The organism is Nostoc sp. LEGE 12454, assembly GCF_056620565.1.
Window position 1 is genome coordinate 60,075 of sequence record NZ_JBWQXL010000015.1, and the last position, 17,138, is coordinate 77,212.

General features: G+C 42.8%; 13 protein-coding genes. 5 read left to right on the plus strand and 8 right to left on the minus strand.

What is annotated here, in order from left to right:
• The first annotated feature begins 52 nt into the window (after nt 1-52).
• Entirely contained in the window at nt 53-748 is a 696-nt protein-coding gene (locus AC1F2U_RS17595) for a response regulator transcription factor (RefSeq protein WP_322671518.1), read from the plus strand.
• 655 nt (nt 749-1,403) lie between these two features.
• On the opposite strand, the gene AC1F2U_RS17600 is transcribed toward AC1F2U_RS17595, so the two are convergent.
• The gene (locus AC1F2U_RS17600; RefSeq protein ID WP_094350942.1) at nt 1,404-1,688 is read right to left on the minus strand and encodes an Npun_R1517 family heterocyst differentiation transcriptional regulator; all 285 of its coding nucleotides are present in this window, start codon (nt 1,686-1,688) and stop codon (nt 1,404-1,406) included.
• Nucleotides 1,689-2,554: 866 nt separating this feature from the next.
• On the opposite strand from AC1F2U_RS17600, the gene ndhM reads away from it, so the two are divergent.
• The 4 genes from ndhM to AC1F2U_RS17620 all read left to right on the plus strand — a co-directional run bounded on the left by ndhM (nt 2,555) and on the right by AC1F2U_RS17620 (nt 8,552).
• Complete coding sequence (gene ndhM / locus AC1F2U_RS17605; RefSeq protein ID WP_480262274.1) at nt 2,555-2,914, plus strand: NAD(P)H-quinone oxidoreductase subunit M; 360 nt, start codon at nt 2,555-2,557, stop codon at nt 2,912-2,914.
• Between the two features lie 648 nt (nt 2,915-3,562).
• Nucleotides 3,563-5,830, plus strand: a complete 2,268-nt coding sequence (locus tag AC1F2U_RS17610; protein ID WP_480262275.1) for a protein phosphatase 2C domain-containing protein — start codon at nt 3,563-3,565, stop codon at nt 5,828-5,830.
• Between the two features lie 353 nt (nt 5,831-6,183).
• Nucleotides 6,184-7,758: a CHAT domain-containing protein gene (locus AC1F2U_RS17615; RefSeq protein WP_480262276.1), complete on the plus strand. Its 1,575-nt coding sequence runs from the start codon at nt 6,184-6,186 to the stop codon at nt 7,756-7,758.
• A 146-nt stretch (nt 7,759-7,904) separates the two neighbouring features.
• Complete coding sequence (locus AC1F2U_RS17620; protein WP_480262277.1) at nt 7,905-8,552, plus strand: hypothetical protein; 648 nt, start codon at nt 7,905-7,907, stop codon at nt 8,550-8,552.
• 367 nt (nt 8,553-8,919) lie between these two features.
• Here the strand turns inward: AC1F2U_RS17620 and AC1F2U_RS17625 are convergent, their stop codons facing one another.
• The 7 genes from AC1F2U_RS17625 to AC1F2U_RS17655 all read right to left on the minus strand — a co-directional run bounded on the left by AC1F2U_RS17625 (nt 8,920) and on the right by AC1F2U_RS17655 (nt 16,933).
• On the minus strand, nt 8,920-10,302 hold the full coding sequence (locus AC1F2U_RS17625; protein WP_334719882.1) for a PrsW family glutamic-type intramembrane protease: 1,383 nt from the start codon (nt 10,300-10,302) through the stop codon (nt 8,920-8,922).
• A 123-nt stretch (nt 10,303-10,425) separates the two neighbouring features.
• Nucleotides 10,426-10,551, minus strand: coding sequence for a hypothetical protein (locus AC1F2U_RS17630; protein WP_335002856.1), 126 nt, complete (start codon nt 10,549-10,551; stop codon nt 10,426-10,428).
• A gap of 187 nt (nt 10,552-10,738) precedes the next feature.
• Nucleotides 10,739-11,341, minus strand: a complete 603-nt coding sequence (locus tag AC1F2U_RS17635; RefSeq protein ID WP_480262278.1) for a DJ-1/PfpI family protein — start codon at nt 11,339-11,341, stop codon at nt 10,739-10,741.
• Nucleotides 11,342-11,634: 293 nt separating this feature from the next.
• Nucleotides 11,635-12,084, minus strand: a complete 450-nt coding sequence (locus AC1F2U_RS17640) for a nitrate reductase associated protein (protein WP_480262279.1) — start codon at nt 12,082-12,084, stop codon at nt 11,635-11,637.
• A gap of 106 nt (nt 12,085-12,190) precedes the next feature.
• Nucleotides 12,191-12,649: a phosphate-starvation-inducible PsiE family protein gene (locus tag AC1F2U_RS17645; protein WP_480262280.1), complete on the minus strand. Its 459-nt coding sequence runs from the start codon at nt 12,647-12,649 to the stop codon at nt 12,191-12,193.
• 296 nt (nt 12,650-12,945) lie between these two features.
• Nucleotides 12,946-15,171: a molybdopterin oxidoreductase family protein gene (locus AC1F2U_RS17650; protein ID WP_480262281.1), complete on the minus strand. Its 2,226-nt coding sequence runs from the start codon at nt 15,169-15,171 to the stop codon at nt 12,946-12,948.
• A gap of 259 nt (nt 15,172-15,430) precedes the next feature.
• A complete protein-coding gene (locus AC1F2U_RS17655; protein WP_480262282.1) occupies nt 15,431-16,933 on the minus strand; it encodes a NarK family nitrate/nitrite MFS transporter in 1,503 nt (500 codons plus the stop codon).
• Nucleotides 16,934-17,138: the final 205 nt, after the last annotated feature.

Here is a 17,138-nt window from a genome sequence, read left to right on the forward strand (position 1 = left end):
TGCCTACCAACTTTCGCTAAATTGGAAAAAGGAAAACTCAAGGGAATTTTAAATGTCAGCACAATTGTTACTGGTGGATGATGAACCAGGGATACGGGAAGCCGTGAAAGACTATTTGCAAGAGAGCGGTTTCAGCGTTCAAGTCGCCAGTAACGCCCTTGAAGGTTGGGAATGGATGCAGCTGAATACACCTGATTTAGTGATTTCTGATGTGATGATGCCTCAAGTGGATGGCTATCAGTTCCTGAAGCAACTACGGGAAGATCCCCGTTTCCAAGCACTCCCAGTAGTATTTTTAACTGCTAAAGGTATGACAGGCGATCGCATTCAAGGCTATCACGCTGGTGTTGATGCCTATCTACCCAAACCCTTCGATCCAGACGAGTTAGTGGCTATAGTCGAAAATTTGCTAGCCCGTCGCGCCGCTAAGGCTGCGAGTACGGGAGATGACGCTGAAACCCCCGATCTTGCTGAACTAGCCAATCAGATTTCCCAAATTAAAGCATTGTTAACTCAAAGAAATGCTATTTCCCAATCGCCAGCCCCTTTTAAAATTGATTTGACCCCCAGAGAACAAAGTGTTTTAAATTTGGTCGCAGAAGGGTTGATGAACAAAGAAATCGCCCGTCGCTTAGAAACCAGCGTCCGCAATGTAGAAAAATACGTCAGCCGTTTATTTAGTAAAACCGGTACCAATAGCCGTACAGAGTTAGTTCGTTTTGCTCTGGAACACGGTCTTGCTAAATAAAGATTGGGAATTTTTACTTGTACTGCCCTTTGACTAAGCTCACGAACCGCGTTCGCGTCGTAGCGTCTCGTAGAGAAGCCGTTAACACAGCCTCTCCAAGAGTTGGTATAGAGAAGAGACAAGGTAAACAAGGTGGACAAGGAAGAAGAGAGAGACTTGTCCCCTTGTCCCCTTGTCTCCCTTGCCTCTGGGTAATTGATAATAGCTAACTAGCTGCTAAACCATGACCTATTACCAGTAAGAGATAAAACATAAGTATTTCAGCAAATCAGGCACTTAGCTTAAGCAAAAAGCTAAAAGAAAGGTTATTTATTTTCACTTTGCTCTTTTAGATTTTCATTTGATTTGCGCCTGTTGTCCAATTCCCCATCTGTAAAGACACAGGGTTTTATTATTCTGCAATGTTTTGATAAAAACTCGGTAAAATGCACCCGGCTGAATTTGCTTTCAGATTCTACCAGTATTCTTTGCTACAAAGTTTTTAATAGCGGAAACTGTTCCTGGGACTTTCTGCTGCTAAATAAGACTTTCACAAGGTAGAAATCAAAATATTTTATGAAATCTACTGACTGCTTAGTTTTTATGGCAACGGGGGTATGGGATCAACATTTGATTTGATGCCCAATTCACGTTTTTCACTACTTAAATTACACCTTTAGGTTGGAGAATTTTCCGCGACATTACGCAAGCGCATTAGCTGACGCCGCATTTGAGGCGAGGCTTTAAACTCAGATACTTCCTGGGCTTTAACGGACGCTTGTAGCGTTTCTAGAAAGTCATCAGAACCTTCGGTTAAAGCATCAAGTAGCACCTGTAAGAGTTGCTCGCGATCGCTCAATAGACTCTTTTCCTCAATCAACCGGAATTTGAGATGTATTTCACACTCATAAACACCTACTTCGAGATTATTTATCTGGCGTGGTAATGCTTTGGAGTTCATAGCTATTGAGATTCCTTTACTTGGTTGTCATGAGGGTAAGGAGGTAGATGTCCAGCAAAATTCTTTATATCTCTTTTGAATCCAAAGTGCTTGAATTAAGAATTTTTCTTCATCAATCACCTTTGTATTCCATTTCACTCTCCTGTGGTGTATTTTCAAGCTAGATTTTCAGTGTCTAGATTTTAAGGTTTCTGTGCCAGATGTAGCTTATGGTAAGCCATAACTATTATTCAGTTTTTAAGATTCTACACAATAAAGTTTCTGTAAGAAGTTGTTCAACCTTTTTAAAGGTTTTTACATCAACTTTATGTGAACGTCAATAACAGTTTGACTTGTTACTCAAATTTTAGTGTTTATACGTAAGTAAAACCGCTGAATTTTTTGGAGTTTATTAAAGCCAGCGGTCGATGTAGCGCTATTCAGTGAAATTACTTGATGTACGTTTTTTGCAATAGAAAATTCCGGAGAAATTGCTCGGCATAATTATTAATGTCAAAACTTTTGTTCTCCATAAAAAAAGTACACAGATCGAATCATTCCTGCTGAGTACCTTGTTTTACCGCCATTTGGGATTGATGGAGTCCGAAAATCTTAGCAGTAAGTCAGATTTATAGACTAAATGAAAATACTTTACCAATTAATTTTTACAGAAAAATAATTCGACTACTGTCAGTACTAGCAGTTAAATATATCTTCAACTCATAACAGTAGTAGCAAACTCATCGTTAAAGATGATATTTTTACTTATGACCATTCAATGTACCCTTTGAAAACAGCATTCAAAGCTTTGAAATTGAGAGCATTCAAGCTCGAATATAACGTCTACAATAATTTCAGTGTAATCCACGCAAATCTTACACCTTTTTATGGATAACCCGATGCTGCTCAAGTCCACAACCCGGCACATCCGCATTTTTGCAGGTGAAATTGACCGGGATGGCGATCTAGTTCCTAGTCAACAAGTCTTAACCTTAGATGTTGACCCAGATAACGAATTTAATTGGAATGAAGATGCACTACAAAAAATTTATCGAAAATTTGATGAACTAGTAGAAGCATCTAGTGGCGCAGACCTCACAGACTATAACTTGCGCCGTGTAGGGTCAGACTTAGAGCATTATCTGCGATCGCTTCTGCAACTCGGCGAAGTCAGCTACAATCTTTCTGGCCGTGTTACTAATTACAGCATGGGAGTCCCTCAAGTTGCCATTGACGACAAGCAATAAGCCAATGAGTTGGTAGCGGGCTGCCTGAACCCTTCTGTACAAAGAGTACTGAGTTAAAAGTGTCTCGGCTGAAAGTGGAAAAATTCATCCAGCGTATTTCAGGTAAATGAAGTACACGGGTAGGGGCACAACATGTTGTGCCCCTACGATTATCTGTACTTCTTAACTCAGCACTGGCTACCCCGCCCTGCCACTAACAGTAATCCAAAAGAAATTTTTAGAGTCACTGCATTTCTCAGGTACTTTTGCCAAAATTAATATTTGCTATTCTTAATTCTTAAATTAAAGTTAATTCTTGCTATCCTACTTATAAACTAAATAAATACCAACATTATCTGCCTGTTGATGATGGGGTAATTTACCAAAAGCAAATCGTGCAGTTATGCTTGGGTTATGCTGTGGTGACAGGGTTGGAGTTAGTTGCTTTGGCGATGGAGAGTCACAGGGCAATAGAAGCTATGATTAGGCTGTAGGGTTGACTTAGGAGCGTATTTTTTGGATAAGTTTTGTATTAGCACCTGCTGATATCCGCCAGCTAAAATCATCATCTAAAGTCTGGGTATGTCAAGTTTAAGAAAGATGAGCGGTCTAGATTGTCCCTACTAATGCTATTAAAGAAATTGCCAATCGCTGATCGGTGCGAAAACTATGGAAAATGACGCGGCAACGCTCTACTGTCCAAACGAAAATTGTCAGGCTGCCAACCCCCTGACTCACAAGTTTTGCCAGCGATGTTCCACGCCTCTACCCAAAAATTATCTCTGGGCTGTGGTAGATAGCCCAAGTGTGGGTAGCCCAGGAGAAATATTAGCCGATCGCTATTTAATCCTTGATAAATTTCTTCTTTTAGATACGAAGCCTGGTTTATTAGCGCTAACGCCTGAGTTAGATAATTTGCAGCCTCTAAAAGCCTACCTGAGACTGATTCCCTACCGTTTACACGTACCGCAGGTATATGGAGTGCTTTTTGTTGCTGACGGGTCTTCCCACCAAGAAATATTACTCTTAGAAAAACCGCCACTATTAGTAGATGACACTATCCAACAAGTTAATTTGGGCAGCGAGTTAACCACCGCTTGGCGTGATGCAACATCAATGCGTCAACTGAATTGGTTATGGCAAATAGCTCATCTGTGGCAACCTCTGGTGAGTGAAGGTGTCGCCTCTAGCTTACTTGACTCTGATGTATTACGGGTAGAAGGATCGTTAGTCCGGTTGTTGGAATTGCGTTTTGACAGCGCCACATCACCAGAATTGCCGCAATTAGGTGAATTTTGGCAGCAGTTGGTCAGCACTGCCAAACCAGCGATCGCGGAATTTGTCGATCGCGTTAGCCTGGCTTTAATTCAGGGAGAGATTAATTCCACCGATCAATTAATCGGAGTTTTAGATCGGGGACTGGCTGGGTTAGGGCGATCGCAAACACCCACAATCCAAATTATCACCAAAACCGACACCGGGCCAAGTCGTCAACGTAACGAAGATGCCTGTAGTCCTCCCAGTGGAACTCCAGTAAGCAAACCACCCCAGCCAACAGCCTTAGCAATTGTCTGTGATGGCATCGGCGGACACGAGGGCGGCAATGTCGCCTCAAATTTAGCCATTGAAACAATTCAGCAGCAGGTACAACAACTAACAAAGGTTCCCTACGACCACATAGACCCTGCAATGCTGCTGAATGACCTAGACAAGGCAGTGGCAATGGCCAATGACAAAATCAGTCAACGCAATGACAGTGAAAATCGCCAAGGGCGTCAACGCATGGGCACGACTTTAGTCATGGCATTGCCTGTTGCTCATGAAATGTATATTACCCACGTTGGCGATAGTCGTGCTTACTGGATTACACGCCACGGCTGTTATCAAGTTACTCTCGATGATGATGTCGCCTCCCGCGAAGTGCGGCTAGGTTATGCCATTTACCGCGAGGCAGTACAACAGAGTGCCGCTGGATCTCTGGTTCAAGCTTTGGGGATGGGTTCTAGCACTTCATTGCATCCCACATCGGGACGGTTTATGCTCGATGAAGATGCCGTTTTTCTGCTCACGTCCGATGGTTTGAGTGACTTCGATCGGGTAGAGGAGTACTGGGAAACAGAAATCTTGCCGATTTTAGCTGGGGAAGCAAATATAGCAACTGTTGCCGATAGATTAGTCGAAATTGCTAATACTAAAAATGGACACGATAATGTCACCGTTGCTTTAGTTCACTATCAAGTCCAATATTGGGAACCAGAAATCACCATCCAAGCAGTGATTCCCCAGAGTTATTCTGCCAAAACTGTTGATTTAGCATCCAGGGCGACAGATGCGACAGTTTTAGGCAGCCCAAACCACAAGACTCAGGTGATTCCAGACACCGAGCCTGCTAGAAGTCGTCAATTCCCCTTACAGTGGATAGTTCCATTATTATTTGTGGTAGCAGCAGGTTTTTTAGGATTGTTCGTCAAGCAACTGCGATCGCCATCAGGGGCATCTCCAATTTTTTCCAATCCATTACAAACTCAAAATCCTGGCATCGAAGCGACACCTACACCGCGATCGCTAGCTAATCTTTCTACTGGTTGGGTAATTAAAACCAATAATGACATCTCCTTGGGAAACAACCAATCACTCCCCCGTGGGACTTTTTTAGAAGTTATTGAGAAAAAATCAAATCCAAATCCTGCTTCTGGCAGCTTTTTGGTGTCTATGCGAGTCTGTGCCAATAAAAGTACCCAAACTCCAGCTAATCCTAATAACCCAGATGTAACTACCTCAGTTCCCCCAAATTCAAAACCTTTGCCAGCAACAGTATTGCTAAACTCCTCCCAAGTCAACCGTTTTGGCGTTGTTTTACAATCAGACGCACCAAATCCATGTAGAACTGTCACGCAACCTCCAGTTACCGAACCATCTGACACCAGTCCAACTTAATCAAATACTCGATAAACTGGTAAAAACCTGAAATAATAACAGGTAACAATCAGAGTAAAAAACTTACAAGCTCAAAAAAATAGAAAATTTTGATCTTGGAGAATTGTTATCAAAACAGAATTTAGGAGTCAGGAGTCGGGAGTCAGGAGTCAGGAGTCAGAATTCAGAATGAATTATGTACTACTGGGTGGATGAATAACCAAGTTCAAAACCCCTACCATGTCTCTAATTTGGTGCAAAACAATTAATGTCGGGTTTAAATCTCTCACTCATTTACTCTGAATTCTGACTCCTGACTTCTGAATTCTTCTTCTCTTGAAATTATTTGTTTTAGATTTTAGTTTAATGAATCCATGCCATCCCTGAATTTGGCGATCGCCCGTCTCCTAAACACTGGCACTGACAACTTCGCCATTTGGGTGGTCAAGGCTCCGTATCCCAGTGGCTACGTTTTACGCGACTGTGTATGGCCTGTTGAACTCACCCAAGTCTGGCAAGAATGGCAGCAGATGTTTGCTGGTCATGGTCGCCTAGATATTTCCGCAAACTCAACATCTCAAAAGAGCAACCCATTCCCCATAGATTGGATTTCACCCCCTTCAGGTCAGACCACTGGCCCTTACAGCAGTCGTCTGATGCAATACTTGGGAATGAATTTATGGCGCTGGGTATTCGACGGGCAAATTCTTGGTAGTCTAGAACGCAGTCGCGGTATTGCTATGGGTCAGCATACACGTTTGCGCTTTCGACTAGAAATTCGCGACCCGGATCTGATCGCTTTCCCTTGGGAAATTATGCAGCGTGAGCCTGGTCAATCGGCGATGTCTCTTTCGCAAGATTTGCTATTTAGTCGCACCACCACTGAAGTTGACGCTTTACCGTATTTGCGAACTGACCAGGCTTTAAGTATCCTGCTGGTTTTAGGTCATGATGACAAGCTGCAACTAGAGCAAGAAGCCGCTATCTTACAGCAAGCTCTTGTAGATACGCCTGGCAATTCCCAAAGATATGCACCTTGTGTAGTGAATCAACTCATCCAACCAACTCCACAACAGTTGATTGATGAATTAGAAACCAAAGAATACAATGTTTTCTTTTACGCTGGACATGGTTTGCCAGACCCAGACGGAGGGTTACTGTTTTTGCAACCAGATATGCCCCTCAATGGCATAGAATTGGCGCAAGTATTGACCCGTACAGGTGTGAAACTAGCAGTTTTCAACGCCTGTTGGGGCGCACAACCAGCTGCTATCAATCATCAAGCTATCCCTGCCAGCAGTTTAGCAGAAGTACTGATTCGTCATGGTGTACCTGCGGTTTTGGGGATGCGCGATGAAATCGCTGACCACGAAAGCCACAGTTTTATTCAAGCCTTTACCGAAGCTTTGCGATCGCACAAGCCAATTGATGAAGCCGTAGCACAGGCTAGGCAAGAGTTGCTAACACTGTATAAATTTAATCAACCTGCTTGGACTTTGCCTGTTCTCTACCTGCATCCAGATTTTAATGGCGAACTTATTAAGAATCTGGATGAAGGTATTACCGAACTTCCAGATACAGCCATTCCTGAGGTCGGTTCCTCGCTTCCAACTGCAAGTTTACGATCGCTGACTCCAAAAGGCAAAACCTGGCTACTGCGTTATGGAGTTACCCGCATCGGCCGCACGAAAGATAATGATATTGTCATCCCCGAACCATCTGTATCGAAACGCCACGCCGAAATCTTCTGCCGCAACACTCTTACAGATGCTACACTGATGCGAACTTATTACTTGCAAGATTTTTCCACCTATGGGACAACCTGGTTTTTAGGCCCTAATGGCTGGCAACAAATCCTCCGAGAGGAAGTCCCTTTGAAATCGGGGATGCAGTTAAAGTTTGGAAGTGCGAGAGGTGAAACCTGGGAGTTTGTGATTGAAGACTCCTAGCAAAGCTATTGCATAAATGAATTTGAGCCTTTAGCATTAGCTTTTCAAATCTGTTTTTTTAGAGAAAAAATCAACATTTTTTGCGGAAATCTGCTCTTAGAACTTGTAGCTGTCAATACCACCAAATAATCATGAGGGAAGAAAATATGGCTCACAAAATTAATGGCTCAGACACTTCCTCATCTTTGCCATCTCAAGTAGATTTAGAGTTATTAGAAGCGTTACTAGAACCAGAGGATGCTAACTATCCCTGGAATCCAAGTGATGAAGAATCAGAAGCTTATTTTCAGGAACTAGAACAACAGTTCGAAATGGAAGATTTGCTTGATGAAGAACTAATGAGGCGATCGCAAGATTTTTACGGACATCTAGATACACTTTGGTCTAGTATTACTCCGACACCTGACCATAATGATAACCTACAACAGGCAGTAGTGCTTAACCTTCAAGAAACATTACGTACAAATTTTTCTGCCTGTGTCCCCCAAATATTGCTCAACACCATTGCCACCAAAGCTGCTGAGATATTTGCTGCTCGCCAATTAATCAGCGAGCAACTAGTTGAGTGCGTTCAGACAGTACTACCAGCTTGGGGAACAGAGGATCTGATCGTTTTGGCTCGTCCTTTTGCTTACGCTATGCGAAGCAGCGAATCGCAAAATGCGGCATCTGCACTCAGTAATCTTCAAAATAGCGAGTGGACAGCTTTATCAGAAGTAGAGAAAGCAAAGGTTAGTTTAGCGATCGCTTCTTACGCCTTTACTGAACTTAACAAGTCTCAGCCAGAACTATGAATGGGGAATGGGGAGTAGGGAGTAGGGAGTAGGGAGTAGGGAATAAGAAAAGTTTTCATTACACGTTGTGTTCGTCTTACCCGCGCTTTGCGTTCACTCGATTCAGAGGTGCCTTTTGCAAAGATGTTGGTTTTGCTTACGCAAAGATGTAGAGTCGAAAATCAACACTTTTGCAAGAAAAAGTCTAATGATTTTTATTATTGTAAGTATATTTACCCCATAATAAATTAACAGTACGCTGATTTTCAAATGAGGCCATCTATCCCAAGAGGTAAATACTCAAGCATTGCTTGTTCTCCCCCCTGCTCCCCTGCTCCCCTGCTCCCCGGTCACTGAGCGTAGCCGAAGTGCTGCTCCCCTGCTCCCCCTATTTTGGGCCAAGAAATCGGGTAGCAAAATTTTGCGATCGCGTTGGTGACAGCGCCCGTGCCTTGAGAATTGCCGCCATCAAAAAGGCGTAAGATAACACTCCAACAACTACCAACAGTAAGGCATTAATTGACCCTGTAGCATTCCAGAGAGCGTGGAGCGCAGAGGCACTCAAATAACCAATAGACAGAATTTGCCAACTTCTACTAGGTTTGAGGACAGCCAACCCGATAAAATAACCCAAGTAGCCACTATAAGCCATATGTCCGGCTACAGAGCCTAAAATTCGCGGAATTAGCAGTTGTAAACCTGCCAGTTGACCAGCGGCCCCTATACCCACCTGTTGCGTGACATTTTGAGTGATATCAGGCACATACTGACCGAGGGTTTCCAAGAGAGTGAAACCAACGGCAGAAGCCGTACCCAGGAGAATACCATCTAGAGGTTCCCAGATGCCGATGCGTTCTCGCCAAGGTGAAGACAACATTCTACCGATGGCAAAAGCCCCTAGTACAGGTAATGCCTTGAGTAATTCCTCCATCAACCCAGCGCCAAAAAACATCCGCACCAGTAACTCTGTGAAGGTGATAGATTCTTGGGGTGTGGGCAAGCTTCCAGGCAGAATGCCGCGAAATACGAAAATAAATAGATCCAACAGGGGACTGAGCAAAATCAGGATTGTACCCAATGACGTAGCCATTAGCACCCACCAAGGCTTCTGTTTTCCGCAAAGTTGGTAAACAAAATAGTAGGCAGCGAAAGCGATGTAACTTGCGACGATCACTTGATTAGCTTGGGGGCGACCGACTGTAGCGAACATCAGCACCACAAAAATTACGGTCAGTATTCCGGGTACAAGGTAAGCTTTACTAGTTAAATCTTTACCAGTGGAAATAATCGGAAAAAGCTGGGTGAAGCTAACAGAATCTGGCTGCTTTAATTGCGTGTGGTTGTGGTAGTTCGTCGCTGAAGGCAATGGTGTAATTTGGTTGACTGTCGTCGCCGGAGTAAGTGAGGTATACTCGTGTTCAAAAATGTATTGCGGCCCATCAGCACCTAGAGAAATGCGATCGCCTGGGTGCAATTCCTGACATTCATATAAGCGTTGTCCATTCAAATAAGTGCCATTAGCACTATTCAAGTCACAAAGCACCCAGCTAAATTTGCTATCTGGGGATAGAGAGAGGGGACGAACCACTGCATGACGACGAGATACCATTCGGTACATCATGGCATCCAAGACAACTTGGCAGCTGGGGTCGCGTCCAATTACCATCTCTTTACTGGGGGGCAGCGAGTAGCGAGATTCTGCTCCCAAAGCTGCCCCATTACCAGACACTAGCCGCAGAAATGCATTATGTCTTGCGTTTTTGCCTGTCATCGATAAGAAGTGCGTTTCTAAACTAATTCTTCACATAATTTGGCAGCAGGACTAACCTTAGCCACATTAGCAGCAGCATTGCTAAATCCACTATAGCTTCACTTACTGCTAAGAAATTTAAAATTATTGGTGCAAAATTTCAAATTGTTTCACCTCATGTAAAGAAGTATTCCATCTGCTGAGAGTTTGCCCTAAAACTGGCTTGTTCGGCGGCTCAATCAGATTGTCTCGATGCTGTACTTTTGACATCGTAGCTGCAAATTAAACCCACTGCAATTTATTAAAAAATAGTATTTTTTACTGCATTTAGTTCCATTTCAAAAATATATAATTTTTAGTCGTCTGTTGTCAGTTGTTTTTGCCAAAGCTCTTTTGGAGTAGGGAGTAGGGGAAGAAACTATTATGAAGTGAACCAAAAGATTTATAGTATTTTGCCTCAAACAACTGTAGTCAATTCTGGGTGTTCAATCTTAGTTCCAAGTACTGTGAGGAATTCTGCTAGCCAATGTGGGTGAGCAGGCCAAGCTGGTGCTGTCACTAAGTTACCATCAACTATTGCCCGATCGACAGGGATATCAACATAGATCCCTCCAGCACTCTTGATATCTGGGCTACAAGCAGGGTAGCCAGTACATCTCTTGCCTTGCAGTACATCAGCAGCTGCTAATAACTGTAAGCCGTGGCAAATGGCAGCAATCGGTTTATTGGCTTGGGCAAAGTGACGGGTGATTTCTAGCACCTGCTGATTGAGTCGGAGATATTCTGGTGCCCTTCCTCCAGGAATGACTAAGGCATCGTAGGTTGTGGCTTCTACTTCTGCAAACGTTGCATTTAAAGTAAAATTGTGTCCGGGTTTTTCACTGTAAGTCTGGTCTCCTTCAAAGTCATGAACTGCTGTCCGCACCTTATCGCCAGCTTTTTTGTTGGGGCAAACTGCGTGGACAGTGTGTCCCACCATTTGCAATGCCTGGAAAGGAACCATCACTTCATAGTCTTCTACATAGTCGCCAACAAGCATCAAAAGTTTCTTTGCAGCCATATATTTGTTACCCTCACTTATTAGTCATCAATAGTTGTTTCTAAAGTAAATATTAATTTAGAGTCAGCTTTTTTTGGGGTTAGTTTATATACAAGTTTTTGATACATAACATCAATCACTGTGCTGTCATGTATCATTTCAGAGTGGCAAATTAACAAAAATTAATACATCTTACAGGTACACGGGTTTATCAATACCACAACAAGGATCTAAGTTTCATATTGAGATTCTTATTAGCTTGCCTTTAGGAGACTAAGAAGACGATAATTCAACGATTACGAGCGAATGGTAAATTAAAGCAGATGAAATTCTGCGATCGCTCTCTTAAAATTTTTGTTTTCATGTCCTGGCTGGCTGAGTTTAATCAAAGCAAAACGCTGTAAGGGCGTTAAAGCTGCCCAATTTTGCTGTGTCAAGGTTACACCTATTTCTTGAGCTTTTTCCTGAAGGCTAGCTGGTACAGTGGCATCTAGCCATGCAGGATGAGGCTCGATGGGCAATTTTGTAGCTGGTACACCTGTGCGTTGTATGATTAATTGCTCGATATGCTCGCGGTAAGACTGAATTTCTGTTTCTGTAGTGCAAGGTAATTCTACTAAAGCTTGCCGTTCATCTGTCGTCATTTGATTCCAGTCAGGCAATTTTAGCTTGATGCCACAGGTATCTAATTTACAACGCACCTGCATGGGGATGCAACGCAGAGAATCAACAAAGTCTGCTTCAAATTGAAAGAAATCTGTCATTGTTCGACAAACCCAAAGTTAATGGGGGAGTATGGAGAATAGGGAATAGGGAATGGAAAAAGTGGCAAGTTTTGTGGTGGGGTATAAATCACCATTACGAATTACTTCAACTTGCATCTTTGGAATTACTGAGACGAATTATTAAATAACTAATTGATAAGGCAAGAATAGCTATACCTAGACCAATTATATCAATACCTCCAATTTTTTCTAAGTCAAGAATAATAATTTTTCTGGCAACAGCAATTAAAGAAGTGACAATCACTAATTCAACTTGAAAAACGTGTCTTCTTAAATAGGCTGTAATATTTTCTAGAATTTCTAAAGCAATTAAAATATTTAGAAATAAACCAAAAATCTTATACAGGGTTGTGTTAAACTTGGCATAAGGGATTGTAAATAATTCTTTAAAAATAAAGACTCCTAAATCTGCGATCGCTACCAAAATTACGACCACCATAAAAATAGATAGAACTTTAGAAACTAGCACTTCTATATTTTCAATGATGTGCATGAAGTTCTCATCTTTGGTAGCCCCTAGAATTCGCCTCACTAGCTTTTTCATCTGCTGCACCCGATTCTAAAATAAAAGAAAATCCCATAGATAAATCTAGAGGATTGAAAAAAGATTACTTGCTGATACTTTGTAAGTTTTCTATCTTTGTATTATTCTTTATCCATAGCTAAAATAAACTCTAGTAAAATCCCTTGTTACTAAAAATTTACCTCTTTAGACATAGTAATTGGTAACAGTCAAAATTAGGGAGTTATAAAAAATGATAATAACTATTGACTATTGATTATTGACTAAATTACCTATTGCTGGTTATAAATTACCAGCTTCGAGCTACACTTTGCAGCTTACCATCGTGAAGACTGGAGTTGATGATTTTTGATAGGAACTTCCACCGAAATTGGTATCAGCTGCACAGCACAGGCTTTTAATTCTGGTTGTAGCGAATCGGGGCAAGATTCTGGATGGGTGAGGGCGTTGGCTTCGGCATTATCTGCCCACAGTGAACCCCAATGCATAGGGACAAAAACTGTACCAGGCGCGATCGCTTTTGTTACTTTAGCAGGAAACTTCGCTTTACCCCGACGCGATCGCACTTCTATATACATACTATCGACAATACCCAACCGAGCAGCATCACGCGGATGAATTTCGATAAACGGTTCGGGATGCATTTTGCAAATTTTTTCAATTCGACCGGTGCGTGTCTGGGTATGCCAGTGTCCGTAAAGTCTTCCATTAGTTAGCACAAATGGATAATTTGGGTCTGGTGGTTCTGCCAATCCCTTGGAGTAATATGCCCCAAATCGAGCGCGTCCATCAGGGTTGTGGAAGCGGAGATTGGTGTAGAGTCTTTTCCCAGAGCAATTGGCAGATGCTTCTCCCCCTGCTTCCCCTGCTCCTCTGCTCCCCCTGCTCTCTTCTGGATGAGGCCATTGAGTAGGCCCTTGTGTCTGTAATTGCGCGTGACTCAGACCTGTCATATCACAGGGGCGATTTTTAGTTAGTTTGACAAACTCAGCATAAACTTCAGCAGAGTTAGCAAAGGCAAATTCTTTCTCAAAACCTAATCTACGTCCAACTTCTGCAAAAATTTCCCAATCGGCTTTAGCTTCTCTTGGTGGTTGGCGAAATGCCGAACACAGAGTTACTACTCGTTCGGAGTTTGTCATCACACCAGTTTTTTCACCCCACTGGGCAGCTGGTAGTAGAACGTGAGCGTAGGCAGAAGTTTCTGTGGGATAATATGCGTCTTGGTAAATAGTGAAAGGCGATCGCAACAATGCCTTTTTAGTCCGCTCTAAATCTGGCATACTCACAGCTGGGTTGGTAGCTGCAATCCACAGTAACCCTACAGCATCATTTTCTAACCCAGTAATCATGTCCCAAGCAGTCAAACCGGGATTGGGCGAAATCTGTCCCGGCTTAAGTCCCCAAAACTCCTCAACTTCTGCACGGTGCTGCGGATTTTTCACCGCCCGATAACCTGGTAATAAATGCGCCAAGCCTCCGGCTTCCCGTCCTCCCATCGCGTTTGGTTGACCTGTGAGGGAAAAAGGGCCAGCGCCAGGTTTGCCAATTTGTCCAGTCATCAGATGCAGGTTAATTATCGTTCTTACCTTAGCCGTCCCTTCTGAGGATTGATTCACACCCATTGACCACAAAGACAGTACCCGCTCAGATTGACCCCATAAGCGAGCTGCTGTTTCTAAATCTTCAATACTGATTCCACATTGACGAGCTACCACTTCTGGCGGATAATGGCGAATCACCTCAGCATAAGCAGGAAAGTTGCTGGTGCAGTCGTCCATGAACATGGTATCGATGTAGTTCCAACGCATCAACAAGTGAGCGATGCCGTTTAACAAGTCGATATCTGTACCGGGACGAATAGCTAAATGCAAATCAGCGGCTTCTGCGGTTGGTGTGCGACGGGGATCGACCACTATCATTTTGACTTTGCGGTTCTTTTTGTGATACTTTTCCAATCGGTTAAAAACGATGGGGTGACATTCAGCCGTATTAGTACCAATTAAAAATGCACAGTCAGTTAATTCCAAGTCATCGTAACAGCAGGGCGGGCCATCTGAGCCAAAGCTTTGAATGTAGCCAGCCACAGCACTAGACATACATAAGCGAGAGTTGGCATCAAAATTATTAGTACCCAGACAGCCTTTCATGAGTTTCTGGGCTATGTAATAATCCTCAGTTTGAAACTGACCGGAACCATACATACATAAGGCTTCTGGCCCTTGGGTGAAACGCACGGTTTGAATGCGTTTGGCGATCAGATCGAAAGCTTCATCCCAGCTAACGCGGCGAAACTCTCGATCTAAGGAGTCTCGCACCATTGGGTAATGTAATCTATTTTTATCTAAAGATTCTGCGATCGTTGCACCTTTGACGCAAACCATACCTTGACTAGATGGATGGGCTTTATCACCCCGCACCCGCCAAGTTGGAGTTCCTTGGCTATCTCGATTAGTTGCTTTGCCAAGTTGGGCTGGAGGTGAAACTTCTAAACCGCAGCCAACACCACAGTAGGGACAGAGAGTTTTAGTAAATTCACTCATGGCATTTTGTTATTTTAATTGTGTAACCTCAGATGTAGCGCCAGGTTGAGAAATTTGTTTGTTAGGCATAAACTCTTTAAAACTCTTATTCCTTTGCGGTTCGTTTTTTCATCATTTTTTTTAACGAACCGCCAAGACGCAGAGAACGCAGAGAGAAGAAAAGGAGATTTTCATGAATTAGGATTGCTATGGAAAGATGAAGTGTAAAGTTACCTAATTCAGATTTGATAGTGAATTTTTTACTTTATCCTTGAATTGATTATTCTTCAGTTAAGAAGATAGGGTTTTTCTTTGCGGTTTCTGGTAATTCACCTTCATAAGCAGCGGCAAAGGAACCTTTTGGTTCTTTGAGGAAAAAGGCACACATAAAAGCACAGACTAGTGCAGCTAAACCCATTGTGGTAAATAGTGTTGGAGCGTCGGTTAAGCTGAAAATTGTCAGGTAAACTACGCCGCCAAAATTACCGTAAGCCCCCACATTCCCAGCAATTTGTCCAGTGGCTTCTTTCTTAATTAGAGGGACGATGCTGTAGGTTGCACCGCAGCCAGCTTGGGCAAAGTAAGCGGCAAACATTGTCACTGCGATCGCTACCGGAATCGGCCAGCTACTACTAATAAAATGTGCCATCAAATAACTAACACCAATGCCAGCACTGATAATTGTCATTGTCCACTTACGGGAGCTAAATTTATCAGAAATTAAGCCACCACTAGGACGAGAAATCAAATTTAAGAATGGATAGGTAGCGGCAATCATCCCAGCTACAACATGTTCTAAAGCAAAAGTTTTTTCAAAAAATGCTGGGAGCATGGAAACAACTGCTAGTTCGCTGCCAAAGTTTGTTATGTAAGTGAATTCGAGTAAGGCTACTTGACCAAATTGGAAGCGTTCAGATGGAGCATAAGTTTTCTTGCCAGTTAAAAGTTCTCGGTTTACCTGCCAAGCTTGGTAACTTTGGTAAGCAAACAATCCTGCTAATAGTAACCAAGCCAGATACATTTGGCTCAAAGTTAGGAAGTGAATGTTCTTTTGTTCCAAACGCCAAGCCAATAAACCCAAGGCGAAAATTAAACCAAAATTCGAGACAATCATCGCCCAAAAGCTTTTAACACTGGTTACTTCTAGAGAACCATTTTTCTTAGGTTTTTTGTAGACTTTCCCTGTAGGCGTATCTTGGACGTTGTTGTAATAAATTACGCCGTAGATAGCTGCAATAATCCCTGTAAATGCGATCGCAAATCGCCAGTTAGAAGCACCACCAGCGAAAAAGCTCGTAGAAACTGCAATCATCGGTAAGGCAAATTCTGCGCCAAAAGCCCCAAAGTTGCCCCAACCTCCATAAATACCTTGAGCAATTCCCATCTCCTTCGGCTGGAACCATTCGGACACCATGCGGATACCCACAACAAACCCAGATCCGACAATCCCCATCAGCAAACGGCTGATGACTAGTTGATTAAAATCTTGCGCTAGCGCCGTCGCTAAACAAGGAATAACCGCAAACATCAGCAAAATTGAGTAGGTGATTCTGGGGCCAAAACGATCCAGAAGCATCCCAATAATTAGTCGTGCGGGAATTGTAAGGGCGAGGTTACAGATACCTAAAGTTTTGATTTGCTCTGGTGCTAAATCTAGTTCTCTGCCAATGGTTGTAGCGAAAGGGGCAAAGTTAAACCAACAGACAAAGGTGAGAAAGAAAGCAAACCAAGTCTGATGTAAGATCCGGTAGCGATCGCTAAATGAAAATAAGTTTTTAAGCATTCCAATCTTTCTAATTGAATAAAATACGGAGAAGAGGTAGCCGAAGTTGAGCCTTAAAGGTTGAAGGTTAAGCCTTTAAGGTCGAAGGTTAAGTCTTAAAGTTTGAAGGTTAAGCCTTTAAGGTCGAAGGTTAAGCCTTTAAGGTCGAAGGTTAAGTCTTAAAGTTCGAAGGTTAAGTCTTAAAGTTTGAAGGTTAAGTCTTAAA